Source organism: Pseudomonas rubra, from assembly GCF_028656935.1.
Taxonomy (GTDB): Bacteria; Pseudomonadota; Gammaproteobacteria; order Pseudomonadales; family Pseudomonadaceae; genus Aquipseudomonas; species Aquipseudomonas rubra.
Genome location: NZ_JAMDGZ010000068.1, coordinates 12,743 through 31,878 on the forward strand (window position 1 = coordinate 12,743; position 19,136 = coordinate 31,878).

The following is a 19,136-nucleotide window of genomic DNA, read 5'->3' on the forward strand; positions in this document are numbered from 1 at the left end:
GGCCCCTTGCATGTCTGATCCCCGCTACCAGATCGACGTCAGCGTCGTGACCCGCTATCTCAAAGAACAATCCGACCCCGAAAACGATCGTTTCGCCTTCGCCTATACCATCACGGTGAAGAACAACGGTTCTGTGCCCGCCAAACTGCTGTCACGCCACTGGCTGATCACCAACGGTGATGGCCATGTAGAAGAGGTCAAGGGCGCCGGCGTTATCGGCCAGCAACCGCTGATCGAGCCCGGGCAAAGCCATACCTACAGCAGTGGCGCGGTGATCAGCACCAAAGTCGGCACCATGCAGGGTAGCTATCAGATGTTTGCTGAAGACGGTAAGCGCTTCGACGCAGTCATCGCGCCTTTCCGCCTCGCCGTCCCCGGAGCCCTGCACTGATGGCGGTATACGCAGTCGGAGACTTGCAAGGCTGCCTGCAGCCACTCAAATGCCTACTTGAGAGGGTTGCCTTCAACCCGGCAATCGATCGCCTGTGGCTGGTTGGCGACCTGGTCAACCGCGGCCCAGAATCACTGGAAACCCTGCGTTTCCTCTACTCGATCCGCGAATCGCTGGTGTGCGTGCTGGGCAACCATGACCTGCACCTGCTGGCCGCCTGGCACAACATCGAGCGCCTGAAGAAAAGCGACACCCTGCGCGAGATCCTCGCCGCCCCCGATGCCGACGAATTGCTCGACTGGTTGCGCCGGCAAAAGCTGCTGCACTACGACGAACAACGCGGCGTGGTCCTGGTGCATGCTGGAATCCCACCGCAGTGGACCCTGGGCAAGGCCCTGGAACTGGCAGGTGAAGTCGAGGAAGTGCTGCGCGACGACAACCGCTTCAAGCCCTACCTCGACGGCATGTACGGCAACGAGCCGAACAAGTGGAGCAAGGACCTGAGCGGCGTTACCCGCCTGCGGGTGATCACCAACTATTTCACCCGCATGCGTTTTTGCACCAGCGAAGGCAAGCTCGACCTCAAGGGCAAGGAAGGCGCCGACACCGCCCCACCCGGCTATAAGCCGTGGTTCGCGCACAAGGGCCGCCGTTCACGGCATGTGAAGATCATCTTCGGTCACTGGGCAGCCCTTGAAGGCCGCTGCAAGGAGCCCGGGGTGATAGCCCTGGATACCGGCTGCGTGTGGGGCGGCGCCATGACCCTGTACAACGTGGATACCGGCGCATTTCATCATTGCGAATGCACCGACCAAGGCACTCCCCGAATACCATCTGCGCCTGCGCAAGCGGCTAGAATGAACGACCAGTCCTGAAGGAAACCGTCCCCATGAGCGAATTCAAACGCATCCCTCCCGAGCAGGCCCAAGCGCTGCGCGAGCAAGGTGCGGTCGTGGTCGATATTCGCGACCAGCCAACCTTTGCCGCCGGCCACATCACAGGTTCAAAGCATCTGGACAACCACTCGGTAGCGGACTTCATTCGTGCTGCCGATCTCGATGCACCCACCGTGGTGGTCTGCTATCACGGCAATTCCAGCCAGAGTGCTGCCGCCTACCTGATCAGTCAGGGCTTTTCCGACGTCTACAGCCTCGACGGCGGCTTCGAGCTGTGGCGCAGTACGTATCCTGCAGAAACCGCCCAAGGCACTGCCGAATAATTTTTTTCATCTGCCGCAGCCCGCGTCCTGAGCGGGCTCGCGCCTGACCAGACGAACGGTCACGGCGAACTTCATGTACAACCGCCCTTGACCTCCCGGATTACCAACTATCCTTAAGCCCAGGCCATCCAAAAAGGGGAGAGCCGGTACACCGGCGTGCGGGTCATCGGTAGCGAGTTCTAGGTGTTCTGGGGGGTATACAGCAGTCGGCAGTGCCGATTGCATGCCAGCATCAACTGACTGATCCGGCGTCGGCTCCACGTATCGAGCGAGGTGACGTCATGAGTATCTTTAGCCACTTCCAACAACGTTTCGAGTCCACCCGTCAGGAAGAACTTTCGCTGCAAGAGTACCTTGAGCTCTGCAAAAGCGATCGCAGCGCTTATGCCTCGGCGGCCGAACGCCTGTTGATGGCTATCGGCGAGCCTGAGCTGGTCGACACCTCGAACAATTCCAGGCTGTCGCGCATCTTCTCCAACAAGGTGATCCGCCGCTATCCAGCCTTTGAAGACTTCCATGGCATGGAAGAATGCATTGACCAGATCGTTTCCTACTTCCGCCATGCGGCCCAAGGCCTGGAAGAGAAGAAGCAGATCCTTTACCTGCTTGGCCCGGTAGGGGGTGGTAAATCCTCCCTGGCTGAAAAGCTCAAGCAATTGATGGAGAAGGTACCCTTCTACGCCATCAAGGATTCACCCGTATTCGAGTCTCCGCTAGGGCTGTTCAACGCCACCGAAGACGGCGCCATTCTCGAAGAGGATTTCGGCATACCACGGCGTTACCTGAACACCATCATGTCGCCTTGGGCAACCAAGCGGCTTGCCGAATTCGGGGGCGACATCAGCCAGTTCAAGGTGGTCAAACTCTACCCGTCGATTCTCAACCAGATCGCCGTAGCCAAAACCGAACCGGGCGATGAGAACAACCAGGATATTTCCGCCCTGGTGGGCAAGGTCGATATTCGCAAGCTCGAGGAATACCCGCAGAACGACGCCGATGCCTACAGCTATTCGGGCGCACTGTGCCGGGCCAACCAAGGCCTGATGGAATTCGTCGAAATGTTCAAGGCGCCTATCAAGGTGCTGCACCCGTTGCTGACAGCAACGCAGGAAGGCAACTACAACAGTACCGAAGGGCTCGGGGCGATCCCCTATTCCGGGATTCTGCTCGCCCACTCCAACGAATCGGAATGGCACACCTTCCGCAATAACAAGAACAACGAAGCCTTCATCGACAGGATCTACATCGTCAAAGTACCGTACTGCCTGCGGGTAAGTGACGAGATCAAAATCTACGACAAACTGTTGTTCAACAGCTCACTGGCCAAGGCTCACTGCGCGCCCGACACCTTGAAAATGCTGGCCCAGTTCACCGTGCTGTCGCGCCTGAAAGAACCGGAAAACTCGAATATCTACTCGAAAATGCGCGTCTATGACGGGGAGAACCTCAAAGACACCGATCCAAAAGCCAAGTCGATACAGGAATACCGCGACTCCGCAGGGGTCGATGAGGGGATGAATGGCCTGTCGACCCGTTTCGCCTTCAAGATCCTGTCGAAAGTATTCAACTTCGACCCACATGAAATTGCCGCCAACCCGGTGCACCTGCTTTATGTGCTGGAACAGCAGATCGAACAGGAACAGTTCCCGGCCGAAGTACGCGAACGCTATCTACGCTTCCTGAAAGAGTACCTGGCACCGCGCTACATCGAGTTCATCGGTAAGGAAATCCAGACCGCTTACCTGGAGTCCTACAGCGAGTACGGGCAGAACATCTTCGACCGCTACGTGCTGTACGCCGACTTCTGGATCCAGGACCAGGAGTACCGCGACCCGGAAACCGGCGAGATCCTCAATCGCATCGCCCTCAACGAAGAGCTGGAGAAGATCGAGAAGCCGGCCGGCATCAGCAACCCGAAGGATTTCCGCAACGAGATCGTCAACTTCGTGTTGCGCGCCCGGGCCAACAACAACGGCAAGAACCCGACCTGGCTCAGCTACGAAAAACTTCGGGTGGTTATCGAGAAAAAAATGTTCTCCAACACCGAAGACCTGCTGCCGGTCATCAGCTTCAACGCCAAAGCCAGCAAAGAGGATCAACAGAAACACAACGACTTCGTCACCCGAATGGTGGAACGCGGCTACACAGACAAGCAAGTTCGGCTGCTCTCGGAATGGTACCTGCGGGTCAGGAAATCGCAGTAAGCGGCAAGTGACGAGCCGCAAGCTGCAAGTTGCTCAGCACCGTCCCTGAGGCCGGTGCACCAGCTTGCAGCGGCGGTGGCTGCTCTTTCTTGCAGCTTGAAGCTTGAGGCCTGTAGCTGCATCCAGTCACCGGAGGGACCATGAGCTACGTAATCGACCGACGCCTGAACGGTAAGAACAAGAGCACGGTCAACCGCCAGCGCTTTTTGCGGCGTTACCGTGACCACATCAAGAAAGCCGTCGAGGAGGCCGTGAGCCGCCGCTCCATCACCGACATGGAGCATGGCGAACAGATCAGCATCCCCGGCCGCGACATCGACGAACCGGTGCTGCACCATGGCCGCGGCGGCAAACAGACCGTGGTACACCCGGGCAACAAGGAATTCACCGCAGGCGAACATATCGCCCGTCCACAAGGCGGCGGCGGCGGAGGCGGCCGTGGTAAAGCCGGTAATTCCGGTGAGGGCATGGATGAGTTCGTCTTCCAGATCACTCAGGAAGAATTCCTCGAGTTCATGTTCGAAGACCTCGAACTGCCCAACCTGGTCAAGCGTCACCTGACCGGCACCGACACCTTCAAGACCGTACGCGCCGGCATCAGCAATGAAGGCAATCCGTCGCGGATCAACATCATCCGCACCCTGCGCTCGGCCCATGCCCGACGCATCGCCCTGTCCGGCAGCAGCCGGGCGAAACTGCGCGTGGCCCAGGAGGAACTGGCGCGACTCAAGCGAGAAGAACCAGACAACTTCGGTGATATTCAGGAAATTGAAGGGGAAATCCAACGACTGAGTGCGCGCATCCATCGCGTACCGTTCCTCGACACGTTCGACCTCAAGTACAACCTGCTGGTCAAGCAACCCAACCCCAGCTCCAAGGCGGTGATGTTCTGCCTGATGGACGTTTCCGGCTCCATGACCCAGGCCACCAAAGACATCGCCAAGCGCTTCTTCATCCTCCTGTACCTGTTCCTCAAGCGGAATTACGACAAGATCGAAGTGGTGTTCATCCGCCACCACACCAGCGCCCGTGAGGTGGATGAAGAGGAGTTTTTCTATTCCCGGGAAACCGGCGGCACCATCGTCTCCAGCGCCCTGAAGCTGATGCAGGAAATCATGGCCGAGCGCTACCCGGCCAATGATTGGAACATCTATGCAGCCCAGGCATCGGACGGTGACAACTGGAACGATGACTCACCGATCTGCCGCGAAATCCTCACCAATCAGATCATGCCGTTCGTCCAGTACTACACTTACGTCGAGATTACCCCTCGTGAACATCAGGCATTGTGGTACGAGTATGAGCGTATCGGCGAAGCCTTTGCCGATACGTTTGCCCAGCAGCAGCTGGTGTCGGCCGGCGATATCTATCCGGTCTTCCGTGAACTCTTCCAGCGCAGGTTAGTGACATGACCGCTAGAGAGCAGAAGCGCCACCCAATCTCCACCGGGTCCGAATGGACATTCGAACTGATCCAGGCCTATGACCGGGAAATCAGCCGCCTGGCCGAGCGCTATGCCCTGGACACCTACCCCAACCAGATCGAAGTGATCACCGCCGAGCAGATGATGGATGCCTATGCATCGGTCGGCATGCCCCTGGGCTATCACCACTGGTCCTACGGCAAACACTTCCTCAGCACTGAAAAGTCCTATAGCCGCGGCCAGATGGGCCTGGCCTATGAGATCGTGATCAATTCCGATCCCTGCATTGCCTACCTGATGGAAGAAAACACCATCTGCATGCAGGCGCTGGTGGTCGCTCATGCCTGCTACGGGCACAACAGCTTCTTCAAGGGCAATTACCTGTTTCGCACCTGGACCGATGCCAGTTCGATCATCGACTATCTGGTGTTCGCCAAGCAATACATCACCCAATGCGAGGAGCGCCATGGCATCGATGCCGTGGAAGACCTGCTCGACTCCTGCCACGCCTTGATGAACTACGGCGTCGACCGCTACAAGCGGCCGTACCCGATCTCCGCCGAAGAGGAGCGGCGCCGGCAGAAGGAACGCGAAGAACACCTGCAAAAGCAGATCAACGACCTGTGGCGCACCATTCCCAAGGGCGCCGACAAGAACAGCGATCGCGACAACGCACGTTTCCCGGCCGAACCCCAGGAAAACATCCTCTACTTCATTGAAAAGCACGCGCCATTGCTCGAACCCTGGCAGCGCGAAATCGTGCGCATCGTGCGCAAGATCGCCCAGTACTTCTACCCGCAACGCCAGACCCAGGTCATGAACGAAGGCTGGGCAACCTTCTGGCACTACACCTTGATGAACGACCTGTACGACGAAGGCCTGGTCACCGAAGGCTTCATGATGGAGTTCCTGCAGTCGCACACCAGCGTGGTATTCCAGCCCGGTTTCGACAGCCCCTACTACAGCGGCATCAACCCGTACGCCCTGGGTTTTGCCATGTACCGCGACATCCGCCGCATGTGCGAACACCCCACCGAAGAGGACCGCCGCTGGTTCCCCGACATCGCCGGCAGCGACTGGCTGTCGACCATCAAGTTCGCCATGAGCAGCTTCAAGGACGAAAGCTTCATTCTCCAGTACCTGTCACCCACGGTAATCCGCGACCTCAAGCTGTTCAGCATCCTCGATGACGATCAGCGCGAAGACCTGCTGGTGCCGGCGATCCACGACGAAAGTGGCTACCGGATCATCCGTGAAACCCTGGCCGCCCAATACAACCTGGGCAATCGCGAACCCAACGTGCAGATCTGGAGTATCGACCGCCGTGGCGACCGTTCCCTGACCCTGCGCCACCAGCAACACGACCGCAAACCCCTGGGCGACTCCACCGAGGAAGTCCTCAAGCACCTGCATCGCCTGTGGGGCTTCGATATTCACCTGGAGACCCTGCAGGGCGATCAGGTGATGAAAACCCACCACGTGCCGCCCAGAGGCGAGCATGGCGAAGCGGACTACGGTCGCCTGGACTTGGCTGTAGTGCACCTCTAGCGCGTCCTCCGTTGCTGCCAGACAGGTTATCCTGTGGCATCAACGGAGGTTTCACATGCAGATCTACAAAGTCGGCGGCGCCGTACGCGACCGTCTGCTCGGCAGGCCGGTCAGCGATATCGACTGGGTCGTCGTCGGCGCTACAGCCGAACAAATGCAAGCCTTGGGTTATCGACCGGTCGGTGCGGATTTCCCGGTGTTCCTGCACCCCCAAAGTGGCGAGGAATACGCCCTGGCCCGTACTGAGCGCAAAAGCGGACGGGGCTATGGCGGCTTCACCTTTCACGCCAGCCCCGAAGTCACCCTGGAAGAAGACCTGATCCGCCGCGACCTGACCATCAATGCCATGGCCGAAGATGAACAGGGGCAGGTTTACGATCCGTATAACGGCAAGAAGGATCTAAATGACCGTATCTTGCGCCATATATCCCCGGCGTTCGCCGAAGATCCTCTGCGCGTACTCCGTGTTGCCCGCTTTGCCGCACGGTACGCCAGCCTGGGCTTTAGCGTGGCCCCGGAAACCCTCGAATTGATGCACCAACTCAGCGAATCGGGCGAGCTGCAGGCCCTGACCGCCGAGCGCAACTGGAAAGAAATTGCCCGAGCCCTGATGGAAGATCAACCGCAGGTGTTCATCCAGGTTCTGCGTGATTGCGACGCCCTCAAGCAGTTGATGCCGGAGCTCGATGCGCTATTCGGCGTGCCGCAGCCGCCAGCCCATCATCCAGAAATCGACAGCGGCGTCCACACCCTCTCGGTGCTCGAACAAGCAGCCCTGCACCAACAGCCCCTGAGCGTGCGCTGGGCGTGCTTACTGCATGACCTGGGCAAGGGGCTGACCCCTGTAGAGGAATGGCCAAGGCACATCGCTCACGAGCAACGCGGGCTGAAGCTGATCAAGACAGTCAACCAGCGCTTCAAGGTACCACGCGAATGCCAGGAGCTGGCTTTGCTGGTGGGCGAGTACCACACCCACTGCCATCGGGCACTGGAACTGAGGGCCTCGACACTGCTCGAACTGCTGCAAAGCTTCGACGTGTACCGGCGGCCGCAGCGTTTCGAGGAGTTTATCGCTGCCTGCGAGATGGACGCCCGGGGCCGCAAAGGGCTGGAGCAGCGTGAGTACCCACAGGCGGAGTATCTGCGCGGCGCAGCAGCAGCGGCACGGGCAGTTCAGGTCCAACCACTGGTTCAGAGGGGATTGACCGGGCAGGCGCTGGGCGAGGCGCTCAAGGGCGAACGGCTGAAGGCGTTGAAGGCTTACAAGGACAGCGCCAAGCGTTGAGGCCATCGCGGGGCAAGTCGGATCGCCGCATCGCCCCGCGATTGAAACTAAAGACCGGTCAGTTGCTGCCCGCACCACTCGAACGGTACCGGCGCCAGCACCTGCTCGATCTGCGCCTCGGCCCACAGCTGGCCCATGGTTTTACAGGCCCCCGGATGCATCAGCTGCGGCGCAATCAACGCCAGCGGCCACAACACAAATGCATTTTTGAGAATCTCCGCCCGCGGCAACACCAGCCCGTCAAAGCTGCCATGCAGATCGTTGTACATCAGCACATCGATATCCAGCGGCAGGCCCTTGCGCTCTGGTGCGTAGCGGCCATTATCGGCCTCGATGAACTTGAGCCGACGGTCCAGCTCCATCAATGGCATATCGGTCAGCCCGGTCACCACCAGATTGAAGAACGGGCCGCTTTTGATTCCCACAGCCTGGCTTTCGAACACTGCCGAACACTGCAGGTCCTGGAGAAAACCAGCCAGCGCATCCAGCCCCGCCGTCAAATGCCGTTCACGCTCGACATTGCTGCCAAGGCCAAGGTAAACCCTGTTCAGAGACATCCGCGCTCGATCTCCACACCCACCCCGCTGGCAGCAGGCACTGCGCCCGGCTTGGTCAGTTTCAGACGCAACCAGGGAATCTGGAACTCGCTCATCAGCACCGCCGCCAGACGTTCGGCGAAGGTTTCCACCAACTGGAACTCGGATTGCTCGGCAAACGCCTGGATACGCGCCGAAACACTGGCATAGTCCAGCGCCAGGGTCAGGTCGTCACCGGCCGCTGCCGGACGGTTGTCCCAGGCGAAACTTAGGTCCAGACGCAGGCACTGGCGAATTCCGCGCTCCCAGTCATAGGCGCCGATCACGGTATCGACTTCCAGCCCCTCGATGAACACTCTGTCCAAGCACTTCTCTCCACAGCACGACAAGGGCGACTTGCGCCGCTAGAATCAGGGCGTCCTCGCCCGGAATGGTTAGCATGTTTTGGTTACTGGCGCTGTGCGCCTACCTGCTCGGCTCTCTGTCCTTTGCCATTGTCCTCAGCCGCCTCAATGGCAGCCCGGACCCGCGCATGAGCGGTTCTGGCAATGCCGGTGCAACCAACATGCTGCGCCTGGCCGGCCGCAAACTGGCGGTCCTGACCTTGCTTGGCGACCTGTGCAAGGGCCTGTTGCCCGTGCTGATCGCCAATCTTGCTGGCCTCGACCTGCAGCAACAGGCCTGGATCGGCTTGTGCGCAGTGATTGGCCATCTGTTCCCGGTGTACTTCCGCTTTCGCGGCGGCAAAGGTGTCGCCACCGCCGCCGGCATGCTGCTGGGGCTTTACCCGCCAGCCGCCCTGCTGGCCATCGGCGCCTGGCTGCTGACCTTCTACCTGACCCGTACCAGCTCGCTGGCGGCACTGATCGCAACACCCCTGACCCTGCCGTTGCTGGCCTGGCGCGAGCCGGAAGCGCTGTTGCCGATCAGCGTGCTGACCGTGCTGATCGTCTGGCGTCACCGCGGCAATCTACGCGACCTTTTCGCCGGACGCGAACGGCATTTCTGAATCCCGCGCATGAGCGGCACTCACCTTAAAGCGGTGCCAACTGCTCCATCGGCCAACGCGCCTGCACGCTGATCGCCAGGCTCTCCTTTTGCCCGGCAGCCAGTCGTTGGCAGCCAGCGTAGGCAATCATGGCGCCGTTGTCGGTGCAAAACTGTGGCCGGGCGTAATACACATTGCCCTTGAGGCCCGTCAGCATGTCTTCCAGCGAGGCACGCAAGGCCTTGTTGGCGCTGACGCCTCCCGCAATCACCAGACGCTTGAGGCCAGTCTGCTTGAGGGCACGCTTGCACTTGATGGTCAAAGTCTCCACCACCGCGTGCTGGAAGGCTAGCGACACGTCGCAACGCGTTTGCTCACCGTCATCTCCAGCGCTCTGGCACTGCTGCCAGGTGTTGAGGGCGAAAGTTTTCAGGCCGCTGAAGCTGAAATCCAGCCCCGGACGGTCGGTCATCGGCCGCGGGAAGACAAAACGCCCCGGCACGCCCTGGATCGCCAGTCGGGCGATCTCCGGGCCGCCCGGGTAGGGCAGACCGATCAGCTTGGCAGTCTTGTCGAACGCTTCGCCAGCGGCGTCGTCGAGGGTCTCGCCGAGCAGCTCGTACTGGCCAATGCCGTCGACACGCACCAGTTGGGTATGCCCGCCCGACACCAACAAGGCGACGAACGGAAATTCCGGCGGCTGCTCTTCGAGCATCGGCGCCAGCAGGTGGCCTTCCATGTGATGCACGCCAAGGGCCGGGATGCCCCAGGCAAATGCCAAGGCCTGGGCGCAGGATGCGCCCACCAGCAAGGCGCCTACCAGGCCGGGACCTGCAGTGTAGGCGATAGCATCGATCTCGGTGGCGACGCAGTCGGCTTCAGCCAGCACCTGGCGGATCAACGGCAACATACGCTTGACGTGATCACGCGAGGCCAGCTCCGGCACCACCCCGCCATAGACACGGTGCAGGTCGATCTGACTGAACAACGCATCGGCCAAAAGGCCGCGCTCGCTGTCGTATAATGCGACGCCGGTTTCGTCGCAGGATGTTTCCAATCCCAGTACTAGCATGGGTCCGTGCCTTGTTGAGGCTGAATTCGAAGGCGCGCATGATAGTCCCCACTCCCGACGCCGACCAGCGGTTTTCGATCAGAGGCTTTGCATTCCGGTCAGCTAAGGGTTAACATCCGCAACCCTTAAAAACCGACGTTCTCCAGCGCACATTTTTGCCACGAGTTCGTTGACCCCGGTAATGAATGAAGGTAGCTCTGGATGCCAGCCGTCAAAGTTAAAGAGAATGAACCCTTCGACGTAGCTCTGCGTCGTTTCAAGCGCTCCTGCGAAAAAGCCGGTGTTCTGGCTGAAGTTCGTAGCCGCGAATTTTACGAGAAGCCGACTTCTGAGCGTAAGCGCAAAGCAGCAGCCGCTGTTAAACGTCACGCCAAGAAAGTTCAGCGCGAACAGCGCCGCGCCGTTCGTCTGTACTAATACAGACGTTCGTCGCAAGCTTCTGCCTCGCCCGGCCTAAAGCCGGGCTGCCGGCAGTCGCTGCTTGAACCTTTGGCCTTCGGGCCCGAGGCGTCCTGCTGCCTAGCAGCATGGACAACCTGCCTGAATCGTCAGAACTGGCCGCAACGCCAGCTGTGCACGTCCTTCCTGACGAGCCCTCACCGGCTGCAGACGAGCACGTCTTTCCGTATTTTTTGTTACGCCATTCGACACCGCTCGAATGCGCAGCCGTTCCCGCCGCATTAGCGATTACACTTGTTTATCGCCTGATGATGAGAATGCCATGGCCGGGCTGATTCCCCAGAGCTTTATCGACGACCTGCTAAACCGCACCGACATCGTCGATGTGGTGAGTTCGCGCGTGCAGCTGAAAAAAGCTGGCAAGAACCACACCGCCTGCTGCCCGTTCCACAAGGAAAAAACCCCGTCTTTCAGCGTCAGCCCCGACAAGCAGTTCTACTACTGCTTTGGCTGTGGCGCTGGCGGCAATGCCCTTGGCTTCATCATGGACCACGACAACCTGGACTTTCCCCAGGCCGTCGAGGAACTGGCCAAGGCTGCCGGCATGGAGGTACCCCGCGAAGAAAGCGGGCGCGCCCACAAACCCCGACAACCCGTCGACTCGCCGCTGTACCCGCTGCTTGAAGCGGCCGCCGAGTTCTATCGCCAGGCACTGCGCAGCCACCCGACACGCAAATCGGCCGTCGACTACCTCAAGGGCCGCGGCCTGTCCGGTGAGATTGCCCGCGACTTTGGCCTGGGTTTCGCCCCGCCCGGCTGGGACAACCTGTTCAAGCACCTGAGCAGCGATACCCTGCAGCAAAAGGCCATGATCGACGCCGGGCTGCTGATCGAGAACGCCGATTCCGGAAAACGCTACGATCGCTTTCGCGACCGGGTGATGTTTCCGATCCGCGACAGCCGCGGCCGGGTCATCGCCTTCGGTGGCCGGGTACTGGGTGATGACAAGCCCAAGTACCTGAACTCCCCGGAAACCCCGGTATTCCACAAGGGCCAAGAGCTGTACGGGCTGTACGAGGCGCGCAAGTTCAACCGCAATCTCGACGAGATCATCGTGGTCGAAGGCTACATGGACGTCATCGCCCTCGCGCAGCAAGGCCTGCGCAACGCGGTAGCGACCCTGGGCACGGCGACCAGCGAAGAACACCTCAAGCGCCTGTTTCGCGTAGTGCCCAGCGTGCTGTTCTGCTTCGATGGCGACCAGGCCGGCCGCAACGCCGCCTGGCGCGCCCTGGAAGCAACGCTTTCGAGCCTGCAGGACGGGCGCAAGGCACGTTTTCTGTTTTTGCCCGAAGGCGAAGACCCCGACACTCTGGTACGCGCCGAGGGCACCGACGCCTTCCGTGCCCGCATCAACCAGCATGCGCAACCGCTGGCCGATTATTTTTTCCAGCAGTTGACCGAGGAAGCCGACCCGCGCTCGCTAGAGGGCAAGGCGCACATGGCCACCCTCGCCGCACCGCTGATCGAAAAAGTGCCCGGGGCCAACCTGCGCGCATTGATGCGCAATCGCCTCAAAGAAATCACCGGGCTGGACAACCAGCAGGTCGAGCAACTGGCGCACAGTGCGCCGGCCGAAGCGCCGCCCAGCTATGACCCCGGCATCGATTACGACGCCATTCCCGACTACACGCCGGATTACAGCGATTTTCACCAGCCCGAGTACACGCCGCCGCAACAGCAGTGGACGCCGAACAAGGGTGGCAAGAAAAAATGGGACGGCAAACCCTGGGACAAGAAGGGCAAACCTTGGGAGCGCAAAGACGCACCAGCACGGACTCCTATCTCGGTCGAACCGCCCATAATTACGGCCCTACGCTCCATTCTCCACCGCCCCCAGCTGGCCACGAAGGTAGAAGATGCCAGCCATTTTGCGGCGGAAGAGCATCGCTACTCACAATTGCTTGTGGCACTACTCGAGGCGTTGCAGAAAAATCCTGGGCTACGCTCTTTACAGCTGATCGCTCGCTGGCATGGCACAGAACAGGGGCGATTACTACGTGCTCTCGCGGAAAAAGAGTGGTTGATTGACGCCGAAAACCTTGAACAACAGTTTTTAGACACCATAACTAGATTATCAGCCCGCCAACGCGAGCAGAGGCTGGATAATCTACTTATGAAAGCGAATGTGAGCGGGCTGACGGCAGACGAGCAAAAACAGCTGCTTGACCTGTTAAGCCGTAATGTTCCCGCACAAACCCCGACCTCAACTGGCGCGTGAGGTCCTAGCTCGGGTATAATCCTCGGCTTGTTTTTTGCCCGCCAAGACCTTCAGTGGATAGGGTGTTATGTCCGGAAAAGCGCAACAGCAGTCTCGCATCAAAGAGTTGATCACCCGCGGTCGTGAGCAGGGCTACCTGACTTACGCGGAGGTCAACGACCATCTGCCAGAGGATATTTCAGATCCGGAGCAGGTGGAAGACATCATCCGCATGATCAACGACATGGGGATCAACGTATTCGAGAGTGCTCCGGATGCGGATGCCCTTTTGTTGGCCGAAGCCGACACCGACGAAGCCGCAGCTGAAGAAGCTGCCGCTGCGTTGGCGGCTGTGGAAACCGATATTGGTCGCACGACTGACCCGGTGCGCATGTACATGCGTGAAATGGGTACCGTCGAGCTTCTGACCCGCGAAGGCGAAATCGAAATCGCCAAGCGGATCGAAGAAGGTATTCGTGAAGTCATGGGTGCTATCGCCCACTTCCCGGGTACTGTCGAGCACATCCTCTCCGAATACGACCGTGTCACTACCGAAGGTGGCCGTCTGTCCGACGTCCTCAGCGGCTATATCGACCCGGACGACGGCATTGCGCCGCCTGCCGAAGTGCCACCGCCAGTCGATCCGAAAGCACCGGCCAAGGCTGATGCTGACGACGACGAGGAAGAGAAGGAAGGCGACGACGAAGAGGAAGAGACCGAAAGCGGTCCCGATCCTGAAGTCGCTCGTCAGCGCTTCGGCGCCGTTCAGGATCAACTGAACGCGACCCTCAAGGTTCTGAAAAAGAACGGCCGCAGCCACAAGGACAGCCTCAAGGCGATGCTCGATCTGGCTGAGCTGTTCATGCCGATCAAGCTGGTACCCAAGCAGTTCGAAGCGCTGGTTGAGCGCGTTCGTGGCGCTCTGGATCGCCTGCGTCAGCAAGAACGCGCCATCATGCAACTGTGCGTCCGTGACGCCCGCATGCCGCGTGCCGACTTCCTGCGCCTGTTCCCGAGCAACGAAATCGACCAGACCTGGGCCAGCGACCTGGCCAAGCGCAGCACCAAATGGGCTGCCGCCCTGGGTGAGAAAAGCGACGCTATCGTGGCCTGCCAGCAGAAGCTGATCGACCTCGAAAGCGAAACCGGCCTGACCATCGCCGAGATCAAGGACATCAACCGTCGCATGTCGATCGGTGAAGCCAAGGCTCGTCGTGCCAAGAAGGAAATGGTCGAGGCCAACCTGCGTCTGGTTATCTCGATCGCCAAGAAGTACACCAACCGCGGCCTGCAGTTCCTCGACCTGATCCAGGAAGGCAACATCGGCCTGATGAAGGCGGTGGACAAGTTCGAATACCGTCGTGGTTACAAGTTCTCGACCTATGCCACCTGGTGGATTCGCCAGGCGATCACCCGTTCGATCGCCGACCAGGCCCGCACCATCCGTATTCCGGTGCACATGATCGAGACGATCAACAAGCTCAACCGTATTTCCCGGCAGATGCTGCAGGAAATGGGTCGCGAACCGACCCCGGAAGAGCTGGGTGAGCGCATGGAAATGCCTGAGGACAAGATCCGCAAGGTATTGAAGATCGCCAAAGAGCCGATCTCCATGGAAACCCCGATCGGTGACGACGAAGACTCGCACCTGGGTGACTTCATCGAAGACTCGACCATGCAGTCGCCAATCGATGTGGCCACGGTTGAAAGCCTCAAGGAAGCGACCCGTGACGTGCTCTCCGGCCTGACCGCACGCGAAGCCAAAGTGCTGCGCATGCGTTTCGGTATCGACATGAACACCGATCACACCCTCGAAGAGGTCGGCAAACAGTTCGACGTGACCCGTGAGCGGATCCGTCAGATTGAAGCCAAGGCGCTGCGCAAGCTGCGCCATCCGACGCGAAGCGAGCATCTGCGCTCCTTCCTCGACGAGTAATGACGAACCCCGGCCCAGGCCGGGGTTTTTCTTTCCGGCGAACGGCGCTTTTAAGCCTTTGCCCACTACCCCGACGCTTGAATGCCCGTCTACACTCGAATCACTCCACCTGTGTGACGAGGCCGTTATGCCCCGAATGCCGGCCCTTCTGTTGGCTCTCCTACTCGTCTGGAGTGCAACGGCCGGCGCCCTGACCCTGACTGACGAAGAACAAGCCTGGCTCAGCGCGCATCCGCAGCTGCGTCTAGGCATCGATGCATCCTGGCCACCTTTTGAATACCGGGACCAGGACGGTCGCTACCAGGGATTGGCCGCCGACTACATTGCCCTTATCCAGGAACGCCTGGGTGTGCAGTTCAAGCCGATCGAACCGATCAGCTGGACCGCCGTGCTCGAGCAGGCACGTCAGAACAAGCTCGACCTGCTGCCCGGCATCATGTCGACCCCCGAGCGCCAGAGTTTCCTGGCCTTTACCCGCCCCTACCTGGATTTCCCGATCGTTATCCTGGCCCATGAAGGTGGCCCGCAACCGCGCACGATCAAAGACCTGTACGGTTTGAAAATCGCCGTGGTGGAAAACTACGCGCCCCATGAACTGCTGCGCACCCATCACCCTGACCTCAACCTGGTGGCCCTGCCCAACGTCAGTTCGGCGTTGCAGGCACTGGCGACCGATGAAGTGGACGCTGTGGTGGGCGATCTGGCCTCAAGCATCTGGAGCCTGCGCCAGCTCAAACTCGACGGCCTGTACGTCAGCGGCGAAACACCCTACCGCTATCAACTGGCAATGGCTGTGCCACGCCCGCAGAAAATCCTTGTCGGTATCCTCGACAAGGTCATGGCCGACATGACCCCTGAAGAAATCAGCAATATTCAGGAGCGCTGGGTCGGCAAGGTTCTCGATCACCGCACGCTCTGGTACGACCTATTGATCTATGGCCTGCCGGCCTTGCTGCTGATGGTTGCGATACTGGCCGCAGTAATCCGCGTCAATCGCCGCCTGAGTTCGGAAATCTCCCGGCGCATTGCCCTGGAGCAGGAACTGCGCAGCAGCGAATATCACTACCGCGGGCTGATCGAAAGCCTTTCGGCCATTGCCTGGGAAGCCGACGCCAACGATTTCACCTACAACTACGTCTCGCCCCATGCCGAAGACCTGCTGGGCTACCCCTTGAACCAATGGCTGCGCCCGGGCTTCTGGCGCAGCATCATTCACCCGGACGACGCGCTCTGGGCCCAGGCCTATTGCGACAGCGAGACTGCCGCCGGTCGCGACCACAGCCTGGACTACCGGGTGATTCGCGCCGATGGTCGCAGCCTGTGGGTACGTGACATCGTCAGCCTGATCGAGCACGGACACAAACCGGTGATGCGCGGGCTGATGATCGATATCAGTGAAACCAAGAATGCCGAGGAAGCCCTGCGCCTGTCAGAACAGAAGTTCGCCTCGGTTTTCCAGCAATGCCCGGACATCCTGCTCATCGCCCGCCTCAGCGACGGTTGCTTGCTGGAGGTCAACGAAGCCTTCGAAGAGCAGATTGGCCTGAGCCCGGCGCAAGTGCTGGGCCGCACTGCGACCGAGCTGAATATCTGGGGGATCGACGGTGTTGGCCCCGACCTGCTCAAGCGCTTGCAGGCAGGCAGCATCCGCAACCTGGAAATGCTCTTCCGGCGTAGCAACGGCCAAGTGTTCACTGGCCTGACCTCTGCCGAGACCTTCCAGCTCGACAGCACCCCCGCACTGGTTGTAGCAGTACGCGATATCAGCCAGCTCAAAGAGACCCAGGAGCAGTTGCAAACCTCCGAAGAGAAGTTTGCCAAAGCCTTTCACGCCTCCCCCGACGGTCTGCTGCTGTCGCGCCAGAGCGATGGGCTGCTGATCGAAGTGAACGAAGGCTTCTGCCGCCTGACCGGCTTCGACACCCACATGTCGCTGGACCACACTGCGCTGGACCTGGGCATCTGGGTCGACCTCAACGAACGTCGCCGACTGCTGGAGATGCTCCAGCGCGATGGTTTCGTACGTGACTTCAGCTGCCATATCCGCCGCAGTGACGGTCAGATCCGCCTGTGCGAACTGTCTGCCAGACCGCTACCGATCGCCGGCGTCGACTGCATGCTGACCATTGCCAGGGATATTACCGAACGCCATCTGATGCAAGAAAAGCTGCAACTGGCTGCCACGGTATTCGAGAACACCGCCGAGGGCGTGTTGATCACCGACACCGACCAGCGCATCAGTGCAGTCAACCGTGCCTTTAGCGAAATCACTGGCTACAGCGAGTTCGAAACCCTGGGCCAGACCCCGCGCCTGCTGGCGTCTGGTCAGCATGACAGCGCCTTTTATGTGGCCATGTGGCACCAACTGACCGCTGAAGGTCATTGGCAAGGCGAAATCCACAATCGCCGCAAGAACGGCGAGATCTACCCCAGCTGGCTCACCATCAGCGCAGTGCGTAACACAGAGCGGGTCATTACCCACTTTGTCGCGGTGTTCGCCGATATTTCCAGCCTCAAGCATGCCCAGGCCAAGCTCGACTACCAGGCCCATCATGACCCGCTCACCGGCCTGCCCAACCGCACGCTGTTCGAAAGTCGCCTTCAGGCCGCGCTCAATTGTGCCCAGGCGTCGCAGCGCCAGGGTGCAGTGCTGTTTCTCGACCTTGACCGCTTCAAGCACATCAACGACAGCCTCGGCCATCCGGTCGGCGACCTGCTGCTCAAGGGGATCGCCCAGCGTCTCAAGGAGCAGGTGCGCGACATCGACACCGTGGCACGCCTGGGTGGCGACGAGTTCATCATTCTGCTGCCCGGCCTGCACCAGCCCAGCGACGCCGAGCACATCGCGCACAAGCTGCTGGCCTGCTTCGGTGCGCCTTTCCAGGCCGGCGAGCACGAGTTTTTCACCAGCGCCAGCATCGGCACCAGCCTTTATCCACAGGACGGCACCGACGTCGCCTCGCTGATTCGCAACGCCGATGCGGCCATGTACCGCTCCAAAGCCAAGGGGCGTAACCGGGTCGAGTCCTACACCCGTGACCTGACCGCCCAGGCCAGCGAACGCATCGCCCTGGAGCACGAACTGCGCCGGGCTATCGAGCGCAATGAGCTGAGCCTGTGCTACCAACCCAAGTTCAGCCTCAAGACCCAGAGCCTGGTAGGTGCCGAAGCGCTGATCCGCTGGAGCCACCCGACGTTTGGCGACGTGCCACCGGAGCACTTCATCCCACTGGCCGAAGAGAACGGCATGATCCTGCTACTGGGCGACTGGGTGCTGGAACAGGCCTGCCGGCAAATGCAGGACTGGAAACACCACTACCTGGCGTTTGGCCCGCTATCGGTCAACCTGGCTGGCGCCCAACTGCGCCAGCCAAGCCTGGTCAAGCGCATCGAACAGCTGCTCAGGACCCACCAGCTCAAGGCTGGCGACCTGCAACTGGAGATCACCGAGAACTTCATCATGAGCCAGGCCGAAGAAGCCCTGGCCATCCTCCATCAACTCAAACACCTGGGGGTGCAACTGGCGATCGACGACTTTGGCACCGGCTACTCCTCACTGAGCTACCTCAAGCGTCTGCCACTGGACATCCTCAAGATCGACCAGTCGTTCATCCGCGGCCTGCCCGACGACCCTCACGACGCCGCCATCGCCCGCGCCATCATTGCCCTGGGGCGCAGCATGCAGCTGACCATCATTGCCGAAGGGGTCGAAAGCCAGGCCCAGCAGAAATTCCTCGCCGCCGAGGGCTGCGAGCAGATCCAGGGGTACATCGTCAGCCTGCCGCTGCCGGCCAGTGAATTTGCCGCGACGTTCCTTCGCATAGCACTTTCAGATCTTTCGGATAGCACAGCCTGGAAACCCTCGTTATAATCCG

15 protein-coding genes are annotated in these 19,136 nt (G+C 60.1%); 12 read left to right on the forward strand and 3 right to left on the reverse strand.

Annotated elements, in window-relative coordinates; translation table 11 throughout:
• The first annotated feature begins 10 nt into the window (after nucleotides 1-10).
• The 7 genes from apaG to M5G17_RS25075 all read left to right on the forward strand — a co-directional run bounded on the left by apaG (nucleotide 11) and on the right by M5G17_RS25075 (nucleotide 8,070).
• Nucleotides 11-391, forward strand: a complete 381-nt coding sequence (gene apaG, locus M5G17_RS25045) for a Co2+/Mg2+ efflux protein ApaG (protein ID WP_273895553.1) — start codon at nucleotides 11-13, stop codon at nucleotides 389-391.
• The gene (locus M5G17_RS25050; RefSeq protein WP_273895554.1) at nucleotides 391-1,266 is read left to right on the forward strand and encodes a symmetrical bis(5'-nucleosyl)-tetraphosphatase; all 876 of its coding nucleotides are present in this window, start codon (nucleotides 391-393) and stop codon (nucleotides 1,264-1,266) included. Before apaG ends, M5G17_RS25050 begins: the two co-directional genes overlap by 1 nt.
• Nucleotides 1,267-1,280: 14 nt before the next feature.
• Nucleotides 1,281-1,610, forward strand: coding sequence for a thiosulfate sulfurtransferase GlpE (gene glpE / locus M5G17_RS25055; protein WP_273895555.1), 330 nt, complete (start codon nucleotides 1,281-1,283; stop codon nucleotides 1,608-1,610).
• 281 nt (nucleotides 1,611-1,891) lie between these two features.
• Nucleotides 1,892-3,814: a PrkA family serine protein kinase gene (locus tag M5G17_RS25060; RefSeq protein WP_130266568.1), complete on the forward strand. Its 1,923-nt coding sequence runs from the start codon at nucleotides 1,892-1,894 to the stop codon at nucleotides 3,812-3,814.
• 140 nt (nucleotides 3,815-3,954) lie between these two features.
• Complete coding sequence (locus tag M5G17_RS25065; RefSeq protein ID WP_273895556.1) at nucleotides 3,955-5,226, forward strand: YeaH/YhbH family protein; 1,272 nt, start codon at nucleotides 3,955-3,957, stop codon at nucleotides 5,224-5,226.
• Nucleotides 5,223-6,785 (forward strand): SpoVR family protein, encoded by a 1,563-nt coding sequence (locus M5G17_RS25070; protein ID WP_038998436.1) that lies wholly within the window; start codon nucleotides 5,223-5,225, stop codon nucleotides 6,783-6,785. The genes M5G17_RS25065 and M5G17_RS25070 overlap by 4 nt, the downstream gene beginning before the upstream one ends.
• Nucleotides 6,786-6,840: 55 nt before the next feature.
• A complete protein-coding gene (locus M5G17_RS25075; protein ID WP_273895557.1) occupies nucleotides 6,841-8,070 on the forward strand; it encodes a multifunctional CCA addition/repair protein in 1,230 nt (409 codons plus the stop codon).
• A gap of 47 nt (nucleotides 8,071-8,117) precedes the next feature.
• Here the strand turns inward: M5G17_RS25075 and folK are convergent, their stop codons facing one another.
• Entirely contained in the window at nucleotides 8,118-8,627 is a 510-nt protein-coding gene (gene folK, locus M5G17_RS25080; RefSeq protein WP_273895558.1) for a 2-amino-4-hydroxy-6-hydroxymethyldihydropteridine diphosphokinase, read from the reverse strand.
• Entirely contained in the window at nucleotides 8,618-8,971 is a 354-nt protein-coding gene (folB, locus tag M5G17_RS25085) for a dihydroneopterin aldolase (protein ID WP_130266573.1), read from the reverse strand. Before folB ends, folK begins: the two co-directional genes overlap by 10 nt.
• A 74-nt stretch (nucleotides 8,972-9,045) precedes the next feature.
• Between folB and plsY the strand changes: the two genes are divergently transcribed.
• The gene (plsY, locus tag M5G17_RS25090; protein ID WP_130266574.1) at nucleotides 9,046-9,615 is read left to right on the forward strand and encodes a glycerol-3-phosphate 1-O-acyltransferase PlsY; all 570 of its coding nucleotides are present in this window, start codon (nucleotides 9,046-9,048) and stop codon (nucleotides 9,613-9,615) included.
• A 25-nt stretch (nucleotides 9,616-9,640) separates the two neighbouring features.
• On the opposite strand, the gene tsaD is transcribed toward plsY, so the two are convergent.
• Nucleotides 9,641-10,666 carry a tRNA (adenosine(37)-N6)-threonylcarbamoyltransferase complex transferase subunit TsaD gene (tsaD, locus tag M5G17_RS25095; protein ID WP_273895559.1) on the reverse strand — a complete coding sequence of 342 codons (1,026 nt, stop codon included), beginning with the start codon at nucleotides 10,664-10,666 and terminating at the stop codon, nucleotides 9,641-9,643.
• Nucleotides 10,667-10,867: 201 nt separating this feature from the next.
• Between tsaD and rpsU the strand changes: the two genes are divergently transcribed.
• The 4 genes from rpsU to M5G17_RS25115 all read left to right on the forward strand — a co-directional run bounded on the left by rpsU (nucleotide 10,868) and on the right by M5G17_RS25115 (nucleotide 19,132).
• Nucleotides 10,868-11,083 carry a 30S ribosomal protein S21 gene (gene rpsU / locus M5G17_RS25100; protein ID WP_002551877.1) on the forward strand — a complete coding sequence of 72 codons (216 nt, stop codon included), beginning with the start codon at nucleotides 10,868-10,870 and terminating at the stop codon, nucleotides 11,081-11,083.
• A 304-nt stretch (nucleotides 11,084-11,387) separates the two neighbouring features.
• The gene (gene dnaG / locus M5G17_RS25105) at nucleotides 11,388-13,346 is read left to right on the forward strand and encodes a DNA primase (protein WP_273895560.1); all 1,959 of its coding nucleotides are present in this window, start codon (nucleotides 11,388-11,390) and stop codon (nucleotides 13,344-13,346) included.
• 67 nt (nucleotides 13,347-13,413) lie between these two features.
• Nucleotides 13,414-15,261, forward strand: coding sequence for an RNA polymerase sigma factor RpoD (gene rpoD, locus M5G17_RS25110; RefSeq protein WP_273895561.1), 1,848 nt, complete (start codon nucleotides 13,414-13,416; stop codon nucleotides 15,259-15,261).
• A gap of 127 nt (nucleotides 15,262-15,388) precedes the next feature.
• Nucleotides 15,389-19,132: an EAL domain-containing protein gene (locus M5G17_RS25115; RefSeq protein WP_273895562.1), complete on the forward strand. Its 3,744-nt coding sequence runs from the start codon at nucleotides 15,389-15,391 to the stop codon at nucleotides 19,130-19,132.
• Nucleotides 19,133-19,136 lie beyond the last annotated feature (4 nt).